The organism is Pseudomonas sp. P39-UII1 (assembly GCF_039672635.1).
Classification (GTDB): Bacteria; Pseudomonadota; Gammaproteobacteria; order Pseudomonadales; family Pseudomonadaceae; genus Aquipseudomonas.
Genome location: NZ_JBDFPP010000012.1, coordinates 117,654 through 134,012 on the forward strand (window position 1 = coordinate 117,654; position 16,359 = coordinate 134,012).

Sequence of the window (16,359 nt, forward strand, 5' to 3'; positions counted from 1 at the left end):
AGTTGCGGCCCTATCGCCGGCAAGCCGGCTCCTACAGGGACGGCGCTGGCCTGAAGTGCTGCCTGACACCGGTGGGAGCCGGCTTGCCGGCGATAGGCCGGCACCGTCACAGAAATTGGCGGAAGGCAGCGGGAGTCGAACCTGCCCGGGAACGGCTGCCGTCCCCAACCGGGTTTGAAGCCCGGCCGCGCCACCGGGCGCGATTGCCTTCCTTGAACTCAGGGCCTGGCCTGCTGCTGGGCCAGCGCGCTGTCGGCGCGGATGTGACGCTGATCGGCGACCCTGCGGGTCAGGCCGATACGGTCGAAGTATTCGAGAATCTGCACACTGCGTTTGCGACCGATGCCCAACATATCGCGAAACGCAGCCACCTGCACTATCGGCGTATCACTTGCTTGCGCCAGCAGCAGCTCTGCCATGCGCTGTAGCGTCGCCTCAGGGTAGAACAGGTCGCGCACTACCTGATGCACGACGCCGAGCCTGGCCAACTTGCGCAGCAGCAGGCGCACATCCGCTTCGGCACATTGCGCTTCGCTGGCCAGCGTCCTGACCCAGGGCGGGTCGAATTGCCCTTCCTGCAATCTTGGCTGCAGCCGTGCCCATAAGGCGCTGTCGGCTTCGCTCAACTGCACCTTGTGGCCAGGCAGGTGCAGCCACGGCCCACTGCTGGCAATCGTACCTTCGCCGAGCATCTCATCCAGCAGGCTGACGAACGCTGGGCGCTCCATCGGCAAGGCGGCGAAGCGGCGCAGGCGGTCACGGTCCGGGCCCAGCTGATCGGGCTCTTGCTCGTGAAACTGCGCCAGTTGCTCCAACACCTGTTGCTTCAGGGCTTGCCACTGGGGTTTGGCGAACAGCAACTGCCCCTGCCGGGTGGCAACCACCAGCACGTGCGCCGGTAACTGCCAGGTTTCACGCAGGCGGTTGAACTGGCGCTCCAGGCGCTGCGGATCGAGCCCGCCTGGCGCGGTGGCGAGCAATGCCATCAACGCCTGCTCCAGGTTTTGGCTATCGCGCAATACCTGCAACTGGCGCAGGCGCGCCTCACTGCGGCGATGCCGGCTCGGCGCGAATGGGTCGAGCACCGTGCCGCCGCCGAGGGTGCGCTGGGCACGCTGGTCGCGCAGCACCAGGCGATCGCCGTGTACGGTTTGTAGCGGGGCGTTGAGCATCAACTGGGCGAACATGCGCTGCCCTGCCACCAGGCGCTCGCCTTCGAGCAGCGCCACGCGGGCGGTGACATCCTGGGTACCCAGGTGCACATGGACGGCGCTGAAGTGCTCGAAAGGCCGGGTCTCGCTCGCCAGCAGATGCAGCTCGATATCGACCCGCACACTGGGCGCATGCAACCACTCAGGCAGCAACCAGTCGCCACGGTGCACCTGCTCCACCGCCAGGCGCTCGGCGGCGATATTCAGCGCCACCCGCTGCCCCGCCTCCGCCACCAGCGCCGCCTGGTTCTGCGCGTGCAGGCCGCGTACCCGCACCGGTTTGCCGGCCTTGCCCAACAGCAGCGTGTCACCGGCGCTGACCCGCCCCGCCAGCGCGGTGCCGGTAACGACCACGCCGGCACCGGTCACGGCAAACGCGCGGTCCACTGCCAGGCGGAAACCACCGCGCGAACTGCGTTGCTGCACGTGCCCGTCAGCCTCGAGCAGTGCCTGGCGCAGGGCCTCGACCCCCTCGCCGGTCACGCTCGACAGGGGCAGCTGCAGCGCATCAGCGTAAGGCCCTGGCGCCAACAGCTCGGCAACTTGCGCCTGCACCTCGGCTACCCGCGCCGGCGCTACCCGGTCGCATTTGCTGATTGCCACCAGCGCCTGTGGAATGCCCAACAGCTCGATGATCGCCAGGTGCTCGCGGGTCTGTGGCATGACCCCATCGTCTGCCGCCACCACCAGCAACACCACGTCGATGCCGTGGGCGCCGGCCAGCATGTTGTGGATAAACCGCTCATGGCCCGGCACATCGATGAAGCCGGTCAGTGGCGCACCTTCGGCCAGGGCTGCATAGCGATATCCCAGGTCGATGGTCATGCCACGCTCGCGCTCCTCCTGACGCTGGTCGCCGGCCTGCCCGGTCAGGGCCAGGAGCAACGCGGTCTTGCCATGGTCGATGTGGCCGGCGGTACCAACGATCACTGCACTGGCCCCAGCCGCAAGGCGGGCAGCTGCGCCAGCCATTGGGCTTCGTCGTCCAGCTGCCGGAGGTCGAGCCATAGCGCGTCATCGTCGATGCGCCCGAGTACCGGCACCGGCAGCTCGCGCAAGGCGCGCTCCAGCACATGCAGGCTGCGCCCGCGCAGCTTCTTCGATACCTGCGGGCGCAGGCACAGCGCGGCGCTGGGCAAGCGGGCTACCGGCTGGCTGCCGCTGCCGATCATGCCTAGCGCCGGCTCCACACTGACCGCCCATTGCCCATCGAGACGGGCTTTGAGTACGGGTGCCAGGCGCTCGGCCTGGGCCTGGATCTCGGCCTGGCTGCGGGTCAGCAGGCGCAGGCTTGGCAAGCGCTCGGCCAGCCGATCGGGGTTGCGGTACAGCGCCAGCACCGCTTCGAGTGCGGCGAGGGTGATCTTGTCGACACGCAGTGCACGTTTGAGCGGGTTCTTCTTGATTCTGGCAATCAGCGCCTTGCGGCCGACGATGATCCCGGCCTGCGGGCCGCCCAGCAGCTTGTCACCGCTGAAGGTCACGATGTCGGCACCATCAGCCAGGGCCTGGCGCACGGTCGGCTCGGCGGGCAGGCCCCAGCGGGTAAGGTCGAGCAAGCTGCCGCTGCCCAGGTCTTCGAGCAGCGGCAGTTCATGTTGATGGGCGATGCGTGCCAGCTCGGCAGTGGGTACCTGGGTGGTGAACCCCTGGATGCTGTAATTGCTGCAATGCACCCGCATCAACAACCCAGTGCGGGGGCCGATGGCGGCTTCGTAGTCACGGGCGTGGGTGCGGTTGGTGGTGCCGATTTCGTGCAGTTTCACACCGGCGCGGGCCATGATGTCGGGGATGCGGAAGGCGCCGCCGATCTCGATCAGTTCGCCGCGCGAGATGATGCCTTCTTTCCGTGCGCCCAGGCTGTTGAGCGCCAGCAGAACGGCGGCGGCGTTGTTGTTGACCACGGTGACGGCTTCGGCGCCGGTGAGCTCACGGATCAGGCCTTCGATCAGGTCGTCACGGTCACCGCGCTTGCCGGTCGCCAGATCGAACTCCAGGTTGAGCGGGTAGCGGGCGGCGGCCTGCATGGCTTCGATGGCCTCCTCCGGCAACAGCGCGCGGCCGAGGTTGGTGTGCAATACGGTGCCGGTGAGGTTGAACACGCGACGCACCTGGCTGCGTTGCTGGATGGCCAGGCGCTCGCCGGTGCGGCCAAGCAATACTTCGGCGGCCAGTTCGGCGCTGCTGAGTTGGCCCAGGCGGGTGGGTTGGCGCAGGTCGTCGAGCAGCTGGCGCAGGGTGGCGAGCACGGCGTCACGGCCGTGGCGGTCGATCAGCGGGAGGCAGGCCGGGTGGCGCAGGAGGGTGTCGATGGAAGGCAGGCGCGGGTTGTTATCGGCGAGGCTTGAAGACATCAGGTACGACCTTATCCATTGTCTGTTCGGGCTTCATCGCCGGCAAGCCGGCTCCCACAAAGGCTGCACCGGTCGCAGGAACGGTGCAGTACCTGTAGGAGCCGGCTTGCCGGCGATAAGGGCAACTCAGTTGTGAAGTGTAGACACTCACCCACCACCCGGCGCCAGCATCAGGTTCGGCGCCAGCCGGTGAAAGCCCTCCCCGTCCAGCCGGATGTCCAGCGCCAGGCTGGCCAGGTCATCGGCCAGTGGCTCGGCTGCGGCATCGTTCTCCAGGTAATGCTGCTTCAGGTAGGTATTGCACCCCGGGCAGCACTCCGCCCGCAGCGGCGCCTTGCCGGGTGCATGGCGGTCATCTTCAAGGCTGCTATAGCGCAGGTCCTTGCTGGACTCGCAGTACACGCACTTGACCCGCACCACGTGCCATTCGCAGGCACACAGGGAGCATGCCAGATAGCGCAAACCATTATGCTTGCCGCGATTGCGCACCACCCCGGCCATGGCCGGTGAGCCGCAGGCCGGGCACTGGGCCAAGCTGGCGGAAGGTTTGAGCTCGGGTGACGGCAGCGCCAGCAGCCAACTGAACCAGGCAGCTTGCAGCGCGGCGCCAAGGAATGGCACCAACGCCGCAGGCACGGCGTCGAGCTGCCCGGCAAGCAATGCGATCCCCCACGCCTTTCGCTGGCTGGCCTCGCTTTCACGCAGGGTATGCAACGCCGCCGCGAGCGGGCCGCTGGTCTCTTCGTCAAAATGATCGATCAACGCCTGCATCCAGACCAGCCACGGCCCTTCGCGCACCAGGCTATCGGCCGCAAGCGGGGGGAGGCCATGGCTTGTACAGAGGCGCTGACGCTCTTCGGCCACCGGTAAACCACCAGGCGGGTTATCCACAAGCTGTTGCTGGAAGCGACACAGCCACGCGATAAACCGCAGGTAATCGCCTAGGGCATTGCCTTCGGCCAGCTGCTCCAGCCGCTCGGCGCGCAGGGCGAACAGGTTTTTGGGCGGCAGGTGCAGAAAGGGCGGCATCACCGCCGATGCTTCGATCTGCCCGGGTTCGAGTATCGTGCTCAAGCGCTTATCCTTCTTTACGTCGGTGATTGCTCGGCGGCTTGTCACCGGTCACTTCGCGGTACCACAACTCATGGTGCTTGCGTGCCCAGGCACGGCTGACCCAACCATGCAGCATGGCGCCGATCGAGCCCTTGATCCAGATGCCGGCATAGATGTGCACGATGATGCTGAGGATCAGCACAAAGCCCGCCAACGCATGGGCAAGCGACGCGAGGCGAATCGAGCCGATGTCGAAGAAATGGCTGAAGTACGCGCGCCAGATCACCACGCCACTGAGCAACAACACCAGCATGCACAGCAGCAGGGTCCAGAACAGCAGCTTCTGCCCGGCGTTGTACTTGCCGATGGGGGGCACGCCGTCCTCGCGGTTGACCATTACCCGGTCGATGCGGCGCAGCCACAGGCGGTCGTTGGCGGTAATGAAGTTGGCGCGCCAGAACCTGAAAACCAGGAACAGGAAGAACACGAACATCGCCACGCCCATGAACGGGTGCAAGATGCGCGTCCACGGCCCACCGCCGAACAGATGGCTGAGCCAGAACAGCGCCGGGTGGAACAGCGCCAGCCCGGAAAGCCCGGCCATGAAGAACAAGATGGCGACGAGCCAGTGGTTGGTGCGTTCGTTGGCGTTGTAACGCAGGATGGGTTTGTCGTCGTTCATGGCCGCTGCTCCCCTTGCCCGCCGGGCTGCTTCGGATCGTAGACATGCACTGCCGGGTCCACCTGGTGCACGCTGGCATCGGGCGGCGTAGGGTGCTCGTCCTCCTCGACCCGCTGCGGGCCGACCCGCACGTAGTGGAAGAAGCCGGCCAGCACCGCTGCGCCCATGGCCAGCAGCGCCAGCGGCTTGGTGAGGCCTTTCCACAGGCCCACCAGCGGGCTGATCACCGGCTGGTCCGGCAAGCCGGCATACAACCTGGGCGTGTCGGCATGGTGCAGCACGTACATCACATGCGTACCGCCGACCCCGTCCGGGTCGTACAGCCCGGCGTTGTCGTAGCCGCGCGACTTGAGGTCGACGATGCGCTCGGCGGCATGCACCTTCATTTCGTCCTTGCTGCCGAACACGATCGCCCCGGTCGGGCAGGTTTTCACGCAGGCGGGCTCCAGGCCCACGCTCACGCGGTCGGAACAAAGCGTGCACTTGTATGCCTTGTGGTCCTTCTGCGAGATGCGCGGGATATTGAACGGGCAGCCGGTGATGCAGTAGCCGCAACCGATGCAGTGGTCCTGGTTGAAGTCGACGATGCCGTTGGCGTGCTTGATGATCGCCCCCGGGCTCGGGCAGGCCTTCAGGCAACCGGGGTCGGCGCAGTGCATGCAGCCGTCCTTGCGGATCAGCCACTCCAGGTTACCGTCGTCGCGCTCGTGCTCGGTGAAGCGCATCAGGGTCCAGGTCTCGGCGGTGAGGTCCTGGGGGTTGTCGTAGGTGCCGTGGTTGTGACCGACCTCGTCACGCAGTTCGTTCCACTCCGAACACGCCACCTGGCAGGCCTTGCAGCCGATGCACTTGGTGGTGTCGATCAGCTTGGCGACTTCCTGCTGCTGGCGTACCGAGGGCGGTACGGTGGTGGTGGCCGAGCGGGCAATGATGTCTTGGCTGGCCATCAGAGTTTCTCCACTTTGACGAGGAACGACTTGGACTCCGGCGTCTGCGTGTTGCCGTCACCCAGGAATGGCACCAGGGTGTTGGTCAGGTAGCCATGCCGGGTGGCACCGGTGAAGCCCCAGTGCAGCGGGATGCCGATCTGGTGCACGGTCTGGTTGTTGACCTGCAGCGGGCGAATCCGCTTGGTCACCACCGCCACCGCATCGATATGCCCGCGCTTGCTCGACACCCGCACCCGGTCGCCAGCCGTGATGCCCTTCTCGTTGGCCAGCACCTCGCCGATCTCGACGAACTGCTCGGGCTGGGCGATCGCATTGAGCCGGCAATGCTTGCTCCAGAAGTGGAAGTGCTCGGTCAGCCGATAGGTAGTCGCCGCGTAGGGGAATTCGTCGTGCGTGCCGAGGGTGTCCCACACCGAATCGAAGATCCGCCCGGCCGGGTTGCTGGTGGCCTTCTTGTTCTGCGGATGCAGCGGGTTGATGCCGATGGGCGTCTCGAACGGCTCATAGTGTTCGGGGAACGGGCCTTCGGCCATCTTGTCGATGGCAAAGAACCGCGCCACACCTTCGGGGTTCATGATGAATGGGTTCATCCCTGCTTCCGGTGGCGAGTCGACCTTGAAGTCGGGCACGTCGGTACCGGTCCAGGCCTTGCCGTTCCACCACACCAGGCGCTTCTTCTCCGGGTCCCAGGGCTTGCCTTGCGGGTCGCTGGAGGCGCGGTTGTAGAGGATGCGGCGGTTGGCCGGCCAGGCCCAGGCCCAGTTCTGCACCTGGTGCATGCCATACGGGTCGCTGTTGTCGCGACGCGCCATCTGGTTGCCCTGCTCGGTCCAGCTGCCGGCGAAGATCCAGCAGCCAGACGCCGTGCTGCCGTCGTCCTTGAGCTGGCCGAAGCCCGCCAGCTGTTGGCCAGCCTTGATCACCGCGCCGCTCGGGTCGGTGACGTCGGCCACGGCCCAGCCGTTCATTTCCTTGGCCAGCTCTTCAGGTGAAGGCTCTTCAGGGACTTTGTACGGCCAGCTGATGTTCATCATGGCATCGGGGTAAGCGCCGCCCTCGGTCTGGTAGCGTTGGCGCATGCGCAGGAACAGCTCGCTCATGATGTGCACGTCGGTGCGCGTCTCGCCCGGGCCGTCGGCGCCCTTCCAGTGCCACTGCAGCCAGCGGCTGCTGTTGACCAGCGAGCCGTCCTCCTCGGCGAAGCAGGTGGTGGGCAGGCGGATCACTTCGGTCTGGATATTGGCCGTGTCGACGTCGTTGAACGGCCCGGCGTTGCGCCAGAACTCCGACGTCTCGGTGGCCAGCGGGTCCATGATGACCAGCCACTTGAGCTTGGCCAGTGCCGCGGTGACGCGGTTTTTATCCGGCAGCGCGGCGATCGGGTTGAAGCCTTGGCAGATGTAACCGTTCACCTTGCCCTGGCCCATCATCTCGAACATGCGCAGCACGTCATAGGCCGGCACGTCGAGTTTGGGCAACCAGTCGTAGCCCCAGTTGTTTTCCGCCGTGGCGTTGGCGCCGTACCAGGCCTTCATCAGGCTGACGTGGAACTTGCCGTAGTTCTGCCAGTAGGAAAGCTGCCCCGGGCGCAGCGGCTTGGAGGCGCGCTTGTCGATGAAAGTGGCGTAGTCCTGCTCGGCATCGCCGGCAAGCGTCAGGTAGCCCGGCAGCGAGTTGGACAACAGGCCGAGGTCGGTCAGGCCCTGGATATTGGAGTGCCCACGCAAGGCGTTGACCCCGCCACCCGGCATGCCGACGTTGCCCAGCAGCAGCTGGACCATGGCCGCACTGCGGATGATCTGCGCGCCAATCGAATGCTGCGTCCAGCCCAGCGCGTAGAGGATCGTCATGGTCTTGCCCGGTACCGAGCAAGTGGCGATCTCTTCCCAGATTTTCATCATGGCGTCCTGCGGCATGCCACAGGTCATGCTCGCCAGTTCGGGGGTGTAGCGGCTGTAGTGCTGCTTCATCAGCTGGAACACGCAACGCGGGTGCTGCAGGGTCGGGTCGACCTTGGCGAAGCCATCCTCGCCCAGCTCATAACCCCAGCCGGACTTGTCGGCATACACACGTTTGGCCGCGTCGTAGCCGCTGAACAGCCCGTCCTCGAAGCCATAGGTTTCTTTGACGATGAACGACACGTCGGTGTAGTTGCGCACGTACTCGTGCTGAATCTTGTCAGTGCTCAGCAGGTAGTTGATCAGCCCGCCCATGAAGGCGATGTCGCTGCCGGTACGAATCGGCGCGTAGTAATCCGCCACCGAGGCGGTACGGGTAAACCGTGGGTCGACCACGATCAGCCGCGCCTTGTTGTGCGCTTTGGCCTCGGTCACCCATTTGAAGCCGCACGGATGCGCTTCTGCTGCGTTGCCACCCATCACCAGGACCAGATTCGCGTTGGCGATATCTGACCAGTGGTTGGTCATGGCGCCACGGCCGTACGTCGGGGCAAGACTTGCCACCGTCGGGCCGTGTCAGACACGAGCCTGGTTATCGAACCCCAGCATGCCAGTTGCGCGTACGACCTTGTGGGTCAGGTAGCCTGCCTCGCTGGAGGCGGCGGAGGCAGCGAGAAAACCGGTGGTGAGCCAGCGGTTGACGGTCTGCCCCTGGGCGTTCTTCTCGATGAAGTTGGCGTCCCGGTCCTGTTTCATCAGGTCGGCGACGCGGTCGAGCGCCTCGTCCCAACTCACCCGCACCCATTCATTGCTGCCTGCCTTGCGTACCTCGGGGTACTGCAGGCGGCTAGGGCTGTGGATAAAGTCCAGCAGGCCCGCGCCTTTCGGGCACAGGGTGCCGCGGTTGACCGGGTGGTCGGCATCGCCTTCGATGTGGATGATGTTCTGTTTGACGTTCTTGCCCGCATCGCCCTGGCTGTACATGATCAGGCCGCAGCCGACCGAGCAGTAGGGGCAGGTGTTACGGGTTTCTTTGGTATGCGCCAGCTTGAAGTGGCGCACCTGCTCGGCGAAGGCCGGCGTCGGGGCCATGCCCAACGCCGCCAGGCTAGAGCCTCCAAGGCCGACGGCGGCGACCTTGAAGAACTGCCGACGGTTGAGGTCCATCGTGCACTCCTGATCAGGTGGTGGACGCACGGAACATGGCCGGCGCCTCTTGGTAGTCACGGTGGCGGGTTTTTGCTGGCCGCCAATGGGTAAGACTAGTCAAGAATCGGGAAGGTGTGGTGACTTGGGTCACGTGGGTGGTTGGTGATGGGGGCGTTATGGCCGCCAGGTGCATGGCTTGGGTTTTAGGGTGATGCGTAAATCGAGCGCCGCCCGCGCGGCGCATCGCGGGCAAGCCCGCTCCTACATTTGTTGCAACGTGCCATGGCCTGACAGGCCATAGTTGTCAGCCTTGTCGGCACGACGCGATTTTTCGGCTGGCGCTGCCGCCGCCCCGCCAGTCTTGGGCCATGCGCCAAGGCGAGCAACCATGGCCCGACTGGAACGGCACGTTGCAACAAATGTAGGAGCGGGCTTGCCCGCGATGCGCCGCGCGGGCGGCGCTCGATTTCATGGGCGCTGAATGTTTTGAGCCAAACACATCGGCCCCCACCCCATTTCCTGCCATGCGACCACACGCAAAAAATCCATCTTCCGTAAGACATTTCTGAACCTGAAACCAAATGCTTCAGGATTAGCATGCTTGCGAATTATCCTACGCGCGCTGCTGAAGTGTCGCTGTTGTCGGGGAAACGCCTCAGGGATAACGTTTTCGGGTCGTTTAGGCGACCGGGCGTGAGAACCCGACAGAGATATTTACGCAGCACCGTTATGGTGGCCGTACGTGGGCAGGCTTCGTCCTGGCCGAGTCTTTTGGCGTAATTCTCCTCGGTTTCTCACCCCACGTACGGCTGCCACCTAGCCCGTGAGAAAGATTCAGGCGGCAGTTTATTACTGAGAACTCCGGAATTACGCCATGAAAAAGATCGTCCCCGACCCACCCCGCCGCAAACCCATCACCACCCCATTCTTCACCGTCCAAGCCGACATGTACCCACCCGACGCCCTGGCCCACGTGAGCGAACTGTTACGCGGCGTCATCGAAACCATCGACGAACACTGCAGAGCTCGGGCGGGCGAACCCGGCATGAACATGCTGAGCAATGCCATGCATGCCAGCGAGATCGCCCACTCACTGGTGGAGCACGTTCACGATCGGCTCTACAGCCAACGGGGCGAGGATTGACGACATGGCGGACCAACCCAAACCGCTTACAACCGTCGGCGTGGCGACCTTTCTCGATGTGGGCAACCCACCGATCGACCTCCTACGCGTGCAGCCTGGTGTTCCCATCGACGGTGCGTACGAACAGGTCTCCGTGCTGCTGGGCTACATCAGGCATCTTGTTCGTGAAGGGGATATGGAGGATGACCACAAGTTGCTGGGCGCGGCGGATTATCTGAGCGCGTTGGCAAAGGCGCTGATGAACGATATCGAGATAGCCAAGAACAGGCTGCATTGACCCCAAGGGCCCGATCGCTCGCTTGTCGGCGGTTGGGCCATCAGCTGCCATCCAGTAACCGCACATCAATTTCGGAAACGGACTACATCCAAGAGCGCTAACCCCTTGCTAGGTTCGCGAAAAAACCTAGGGATGGTGCTCACATGAATACGAACTACGGCCGTGTCACACTCTTCATGTTTTGGCTGTTACTGGCAGCACCGGCGCTGGCTGAAGCTGTAAAACCCATACCAGCGCCAGCCATCACTGCAGAAGCGGCCCGAGCAATGGCCGCTGCCGCAGAACGAGCAGCCCGCGCTCAGGGGTTTGCCATTGTCATCAGCATTGTCGACAACCATGGCAACTTGAAGCACTTCCACCGCATGGACGGCACCAGCAGCGGCAGCATAAAAGTCGCACAACTCAAGGCGTCGACCTCCGCCCGCTTCCCCTTTTCGTCCAGCGCGCTCGCAGCGCGAAGCGCTGCACTGCCAGCAAACCCATATGCGTCACTGCCAGGTTTCACGCTACTGGGTGGCGGCCTGCCGATCCTGGACGCGAACGGCGAACACATTGGCGGTATCGGTATCAGCGGTGCAACGCCTGAGCTGGACGCGGAATTTGCCCAGGCCGCGCTGGATAGCGGGGCCTGAACTCACGCATGAAAAAACCCAGGGCAAATGCCCTGGGTTTCTGGTGTAGCGCGACGCCTGACCGTTTTTATCAGAACGGAATATCGTCATCAAAGCTGTCAAAGTCAGCCGCCGGCTGCGGTGCTGGCTGTTGCGGCGCTGGGCGCTGCTGGGCCTGTTGCGGGCGCGGGGCCTGCTGACGTTGTTGTTGCGGGGCCTGGTTGTACTGTTGCTGCTGGCCACCCTGGTTGTAGTTGTTACCACCACCCTGGTTGTACTGGTCGCCGCCACCTTGCTGGTTTTGCGGACGGCCGCCAAGCAGCTGCATGGTGCCCTGCATGTCGACGATGATCTCAGTGGTGTAACGCTTGATACCGTCTTTTTCCCACTCGCGGGTCTGCAGCTTGCCTTCGATGTACACCTGCGAACCCTTGCGCAGGTATTCGCCAGCGATTTCGGCAACCTTGCCGAACATCGACACACGGTGCCACTCGGTACGCTCGACCTTCTGGCCCGACTGCTTGTCGGTCCACTGCTCGCTGGTAGCCAGGCTCAGGTTGGTCACGGCGTTACCGTTGGGCAGGTAGCGGACTTCGGGATCCTGGCCACAGGTGCCGACCAGAATGACTTTGTTAACCCCACGGGCCATAACGTTCTCCTAGGCTTCGCACGCCGAAGAGGCTGGGTTTACCAGACGCTCGAGGGTCGCACGGTCCAAAATTTTCGTATCCAGTTTGATATAGATGGCAGCTTCTTCTGCCACCACAACGGCGTCGGTCACACCCGGCACGGCCAGCAGGCGTTCGGTCAGGCCGGCTTCCCGGACTGCCTCAGGCGTCAGCGGCATGCGCAGGCTGGTCACATACGGCGGCTCGTTCATGCGCAAAGCGACCACCAGCCATACGGCACACAGCACTGCACAACCGAGGAACACCGTGTTCAGCCCACCGTGCTGGAACAACCAGCCACCGAGGATTCCTCCCAGCGCGGCGCCAAGGAACTGGCTGGTGGAATACACCCCCATCGCCGTCCCTTTGCCACCAGCAGGTGACACCTTGCTCACCAGCGAAGGCAGCGATGCCTCCAGCAGGTTGAATGCAGTAAAGAATACCACGGTGCCAATCACCAGTCCGCGCAAGTTGTCAGCCCACTGCCAGAAGAACACCTCCACCAGCAGCAGCACACTGACCGCCCCAGCCAGCACGCGTTTCATCTTGCGCTTTTTTTCGCCATAGATGATGAACGGGACCATTGCAAAAAATGAGACGAACAGCGCGGTCAGGTATACCCACCAGTGCTCTTCCTTGGGCAGGCCACCGCGTTCGACGAACGCCAGGGGCAGCGCGACGAAGCTGGCCATGAGGATGGCATGGAGGATGAAGATACCGATGTCCAGGCGCAGAAGGTCCGGATGGCGCAGGGTTGGGCCTAGGGCCTGGCGGGCGACCCCCGATTCGCGGTGCTGCAAGGTACTGTGGGTGTTGGGCACGACGAAGGCGATTAGCAGGATGCCGACCAGGGCAAGTCCTGCAGTTGCCAGGAACAATCCTGACAAGCCGAAGGCACTGGTGAGCAGCGGGCCGACGACCATCGCCACGGCGAACGACAGGCCGATGCTCATGCCGATCATGGCCATGGCCTTGGTGCGGTGCTGTTCGCGGGTAAGGTCGGACAGCAGCGCCATCACCGCAGCGGAAATCGCCCCCGCGCCCTGCAGGATGCGCCCGGCGATCACGCCCCATATGGAGTCGGCCTGGGCCGCCAGTACACTGCCGAGGGCAAAGATCACCAGGCCCACATAGATGACCGGGCGGCGGCCGATGCGGTCGGAGATCACCCCGAACGGGATCTGCAGGAACGCCTGGGTCAGGCCGTAGGCGCCAATGGCCAGGCCGATCAGCGCGGGCGTGGCGCCGGCCAGGTCCATGCCGTAGGTGGCCAGCACCGGCAAGACCATGAACATGCCCAGCATACGAAAGGCAAAGACCAGGGCAAGGCCGCTAGCGGCGCGGGTTTCGCTGCCACTCATGCGTTCGTTGTGGGTGTCGTGCATGGATTAACCTCGTGTGAACCGGCGGCGATTCTATCAGTCCGACAGCTTGACGGCATCTACGCGACGCTTTGCCGCGTACTGGCAGCGCGCCGTATACTTCCTTGTTTATGCCCGCCGAGCGAGGCCGCAGTGGACAAGATCCTGATTCGTGGGGCACGTACCCACAACCTGAAGAACATCGACCTGACCCTGCCGCGGGACAAGCTGATCGTGATCACCGGTTTGTCCGGTTCCGGCAAGTCGTCCCTGGCGTTCGATACGTTGTACGCCGAAGGCCAGCGCCGCTATGTGGAATCGCTGTCGGCCTACGCCCGGCAGTTCCTGTCGATGATGGAAAAGCCCGACGTCGACACCATCGAAGGCTTGTCGCCGGCCATTTCCATCGAGCAGAAGTCGACTTCGCACAACCCGCGTTCCACCGTCGGCACCATCACCGAGATCTACGACTACCTGCGCCTGCTGTATGCCCGCGTGGGTACCCCGCGTTGCCCAGACCACGATATTCCGCTGGAAGCGCAAACCATCAGCCAGATGGTCGACCTGGTGCTGGAGCGGCCCGAGGGCAGCAAGCTGATGCTGCTGGCGCCGGTTATCCGCGAGCGCAAAGGTGAGCACCTGGCGGTGTTCGACGAGCTGCGCGCCCAGGGCTTCGTGCGCGCACGGGTCAACGGCAAGCTGTACGAGCTCGACGAACTGCCCAAGCTGGACAAGCAGAAGAAGCACAGCATCGATGTGGTGGTGGACCGCTTCAAGGTGCGCGCCGACCTGCAGCAGCGCCTGGCCGAGTCGTTCGAGACCGCGCTCAAGCTGGCCGACGGTATTGCCCTGGTGGCACCGATGGACGACGAGGAAGGCGAAGAGACGATCTTCTCCGCCCGCTTCGCCTGCCCGGTCTGCGGCCACGCGATCAGTGAGCTGGAGCCCAAGCTGTTCTCCTTCAACAACCCCGCCGGCGCCTGCCCGACCTGCGATGGCCTGGGGGTGAAGCAGTTCTTCGACACCAAGCGACTGGTCAACACTGAGCTGACCCTGGCCGAAGGGGCGATCCGCGGCTGGGACAGGCGCAACGTCTATTACTTCCAGATGCTCGGCTCGCTGGCCGCGCATTACGGCTTCAGCCTGGAAGAACCGTTCGGCGAGCTGCCTGCCGACCACCAGAAGGTGATTTTGCAAGGCAGCGGCAAGCAGAGCGTCGACTTCAAGTACCTCAACGACCGTGGCGACATCGTCAAACGCACGCACCCGTTCGAAGGCATCGTGCCAAACCTGGAGCGACGCTACCGCGAGACCGAGTCGGCCACCGTGCGTGAGGAGCTGGCCAAGTTCCTCGGCACCCAGCCCTGCCCCGACTGCCGCGGCACCCGCCTGCGCCGTGAAGCGCGTCACGTCTGGGTTGGCGAGAAGACCCTGCCGGCGGTAACCAACCTGCCAATTGGCGAAGCCAGCAATTATTTCGGCGAACTGACACTGACCGGGCGTCGGGGCGAAATCGCCTCGAAGATTCTCAAGGAAATCTGCGAACGCCTGCAGTTCCTGGTCAACGTGGGCCTGGATTACCTCACCCTCGACCGCAGTGCCGACACGCTGTCGGGCGGCGAAGCACAGCGGATCCGCCTTGCCAGCCAGATCGGCGCAGGCCTGGTCGGCGTGATGTACATCCTTGATGAACCGTCCATCGGTCTTCATCAACGGGACAACGACCGCCTGCTCGCCACCCTCAACCACCTGCGCGATCTGGGTAACACGGTGATCGTGGTCGAGCACGATGAAGACGCCATCCGCCTGGCTGACTACGTTGTGGACATCGGCCCGGGTGCCGGTGTGCATGGTGGCCAGATCGTCGCTGAGGGGACACCGCAGGAGGTCATGGACCATCCTGACTCGCTGACCGGCAAATACCTATCCGGTCGCAAGAAGATCGCCGTGCCGGCCAAACGTACACCGCGTAACAAGAAGCTGTCGCTGAAGCTCAAGGGTGCCCGCGGCAACAACCTGCAGAACGTCGACCTGGAAATCCCGATCGGCCTGCTGACATGCGTGACGGGTGTATCGGGCTCCGGCAAATCGACGCTGATCAACAACACGCTTTACCCCCTCGCCGCCACCGCCCTGAACGGCGCAAGCAGCCTGGAAGCCGCGCCACACACCAACATGGATGGCCTGCAGCACCTGGACAAGGTGGTCGATATCGACCAGAGCCCGATCGGCCGCACCCCGCGCTCGAACCCGGCGACCTATACCGGCATCTTCACGCCCATCCGCGAGCTGTTCTCCGGTGTGCCGGAGTCGCGCTCACGCGGCTACGGCCCAGGCCGTTTTTCCTTCAACGTCAAAGGTGGGCGTTGCGAGGCTTGCCAGGGCGACGGCCTGATCAAGGTCGAAATGCACTTCCTGCCGGATATCTACGTGCCGTGCGATGTGTGCAAGAGCAAGCGCTACAACCGCGAAACCCTGGAGATCAAGTACAAGGGCAAGAACATCCACGAGGTGCTGGAAATGACCATCGAGGATGCCCGCGAGTTCTTCGACGCGGTGCCAGCGTTGGCGCGCAAGCTGCAGACGCTGATGGACGTCGGCCTGTCGTACATCAAGCTGGGGCAGTCGGCGACAACCTTGTCCGGCGGTGAGGCGCAGCGCGTCAAGTTGTCCCGCGAGCTGTCCAAGCGCGACACCGGCAAGACCCTGTACATCCTCGACGAGCCGACCACAGGCCTGCACTTCGCCGATATTCAGCAGTTGCTCGATGTCCTGCACCGCCTGCGCGATCACGGCAACACCGTGGTGGTGATCGAGCACAACCTGGACGTGATCAAGACAGCCGACTGGTTGGTGGACCTGGGACCGGAGGGGGGCTCCAAGGGTGGGCAGATCATTGCCAGTGGCACCCCGGAGGAACTGGCCAAGATGAAGCAGTCCTATACAGGGCATTACCTCAAACCACTGCTGGAGCGTGACCGGGCCTGAAAAGCCTGTGCAT

General features: G+C 63.8%; 12 protein-coding genes and 1 tRNA gene. 4 read left to right on the plus strand and 9 right to left on the minus strand.

The features are described from left to right. Positions 1-116 precede the first annotated feature (116 nt). From ABEH27_RS16765 to fdnG, 7 genes are all read right to left on the minus strand, one after another. A tRNA-Sec gene (locus ABEH27_RS16765) sits at positions 117-212 on the minus strand. Between the two features lie 6 nt (positions 213-218). Continuing rightward, a complete protein-coding gene (gene selB, locus ABEH27_RS16770; RefSeq protein WP_346614701.1) occupies positions 219-2,141 on the minus strand; it encodes a selenocysteine-specific translation elongation factor in 1,923 nt (640 codons plus the stop codon). Beyond that, complete coding sequence (selA, locus tag ABEH27_RS16775) at positions 2,138-3,565, minus strand: L-seryl-tRNA(Sec) selenium transferase (RefSeq protein WP_346614677.1); 1,428 nt, start codon at positions 3,563-3,565, stop codon at positions 2,138-2,140. The genes selB and selA overlap by 4 nt, the downstream gene beginning before the upstream one ends. 147 nt (positions 3,566-3,712) lie before the next feature. Beyond that, positions 3,713-4,639 carry a formate dehydrogenase accessory protein FdhE gene (gene fdhE / locus ABEH27_RS16780; protein ID WP_346614678.1) on the minus strand — a complete coding sequence of 309 codons (927 nt, stop codon included), beginning with the start codon at positions 4,637-4,639 and terminating at the stop codon, positions 3,713-3,715. 4 nt (positions 4,640-4,643) lie between these two features. After that, a complete protein-coding gene (locus tag ABEH27_RS16785; protein ID WP_346614679.1) occupies positions 4,644-5,300 on the minus strand; it encodes a formate dehydrogenase subunit gamma in 657 nt (218 codons plus the stop codon). Further along, positions 5,297-6,247, minus strand: coding sequence for a formate dehydrogenase subunit beta (gene fdxH / locus ABEH27_RS16790; protein WP_346614680.1), 951 nt, complete (start codon positions 6,245-6,247; stop codon positions 5,297-5,299). Before fdxH ends, ABEH27_RS16785 begins: the two co-directional genes overlap by 4 nt. Further along, positions 6,247-9,315 carry a formate dehydrogenase-N subunit alpha gene (fdnG, locus tag ABEH27_RS16795; RefSeq protein WP_346614681.1) on the minus strand — a complete coding sequence of 1,023 codons (3,069 nt, stop codon included), beginning with the start codon at positions 9,313-9,315 and terminating at the stop codon, positions 6,247-6,249. The genes fdxH and fdnG overlap by 1 nt, the downstream gene beginning before the upstream one ends. Positions 9,316-10,171: 856 nt before the next feature. Between fdnG and ABEH27_RS16800 the strand changes: the two genes are divergently transcribed. The 3 genes from ABEH27_RS16800 to ABEH27_RS16810 all read left to right on the plus strand — a co-directional run bounded on the left by ABEH27_RS16800 (position 10,172) and on the right by ABEH27_RS16810 (position 11,350). Next, entirely contained in the window at positions 10,172-10,441 is a 270-nt protein-coding gene (locus ABEH27_RS16800; protein ID WP_346614682.1) for a hypothetical protein, read from the plus strand. Between the two features lie 4 nt (positions 10,442-10,445). Beyond that, complete coding sequence (locus tag ABEH27_RS16805; protein ID WP_346614683.1) at positions 10,446-10,718, plus strand: DUF3077 domain-containing protein; 273 nt, start codon at positions 10,446-10,448, stop codon at positions 10,716-10,718. A 176-nt stretch (positions 10,719-10,894) separates the two neighbouring features. Continuing rightward, on the plus strand, positions 10,895-11,350 hold the full coding sequence (locus tag ABEH27_RS16810) for a heme-binding protein (RefSeq protein ID WP_346614702.1): 456 nt from the start codon (positions 10,895-10,897) through the stop codon (positions 11,348-11,350). Between the two features lie 70 nt (positions 11,351-11,420). Here ABEH27_RS16810 and ABEH27_RS16815 read toward each other — a convergent pair whose 3' ends face one another. Together ABEH27_RS16815 and ABEH27_RS16820 are read right to left on the minus strand one after the other, a co-directional pair. Next, on the minus strand, positions 11,421-11,978 hold the full coding sequence (locus ABEH27_RS16815; RefSeq protein WP_346614684.1) for a single-stranded DNA-binding protein: 558 nt from the start codon (positions 11,976-11,978) through the stop codon (positions 11,421-11,423). Between the two features lie 9 nt (positions 11,979-11,987). Continuing rightward, positions 11,988-13,382 (minus strand): MFS transporter, encoded by a 1,395-nt coding sequence (locus tag ABEH27_RS16820; protein WP_346614685.1) that lies wholly within the window; start codon positions 13,380-13,382, stop codon positions 11,988-11,990. Between the two features lie 129 nt (positions 13,383-13,511). On the opposite strand from ABEH27_RS16820, the gene uvrA reads away from it, so the two are divergent. Then, complete coding sequence (uvrA, locus tag ABEH27_RS16825; protein ID WP_346614686.1) at positions 13,512-16,346, plus strand: excinuclease ABC subunit UvrA; 2,835 nt, start codon at positions 13,512-13,514, stop codon at positions 16,344-16,346. The last annotated feature ends 13 nt before the right edge of the window (positions 16,347-16,359 follow it).

Coding starts and splice junctions, on each gene's coding strand:
- selA (WP_346614677.1), bottom strand. CDS start 3,565: ATGTCTTCAAGCCTCGCCGATAACAACCCGCGCCTGCCTTCCATCGAC.
- ABEH27_RS16785 (WP_346614679.1), bottom strand. CDS start 5,300: ATGAACGACGACAAACCCATCCTGCGTTACAACGCCAACGAACGCACC.
- fdxH (WP_346614680.1), bottom strand. CDS start 6,247: ATGGCCAGCCAAGACATCATTGCCCGCTCGGCCACCACCACCGTACCG.
- ABEH27_RS16800 (WP_346614682.1), top strand. CDS start 10,172: ATGAAAAAGATCGTCCCCGACCCACCCCGCCGCAAACCCATCACCACC.
- ABEH27_RS16805 (WP_346614683.1), top strand. CDS start 10,446: ATGGCGGACCAACCCAAACCGCTTACAACCGTCGGCGTGGCGACCTTT.
- ABEH27_RS16810 (WP_346614702.1), top strand. CDS start 10,895: ATGTTTTGGCTGTTACTGGCAGCACCGGCGCTGGCTGAAGCTGTAAAA.
- ABEH27_RS16815 (WP_346614684.1), bottom strand. CDS start 11,978: ATGGCCCGTGGGGTTAACAAAGTCATTCTGGTCGGCACCTGTGGCCAG.
- ABEH27_RS16820 (WP_346614685.1), bottom strand. CDS start 13,382: ATGCACGACACCCACAACGAACGCATGAGTGGCAGCGAAACCCGCGCC.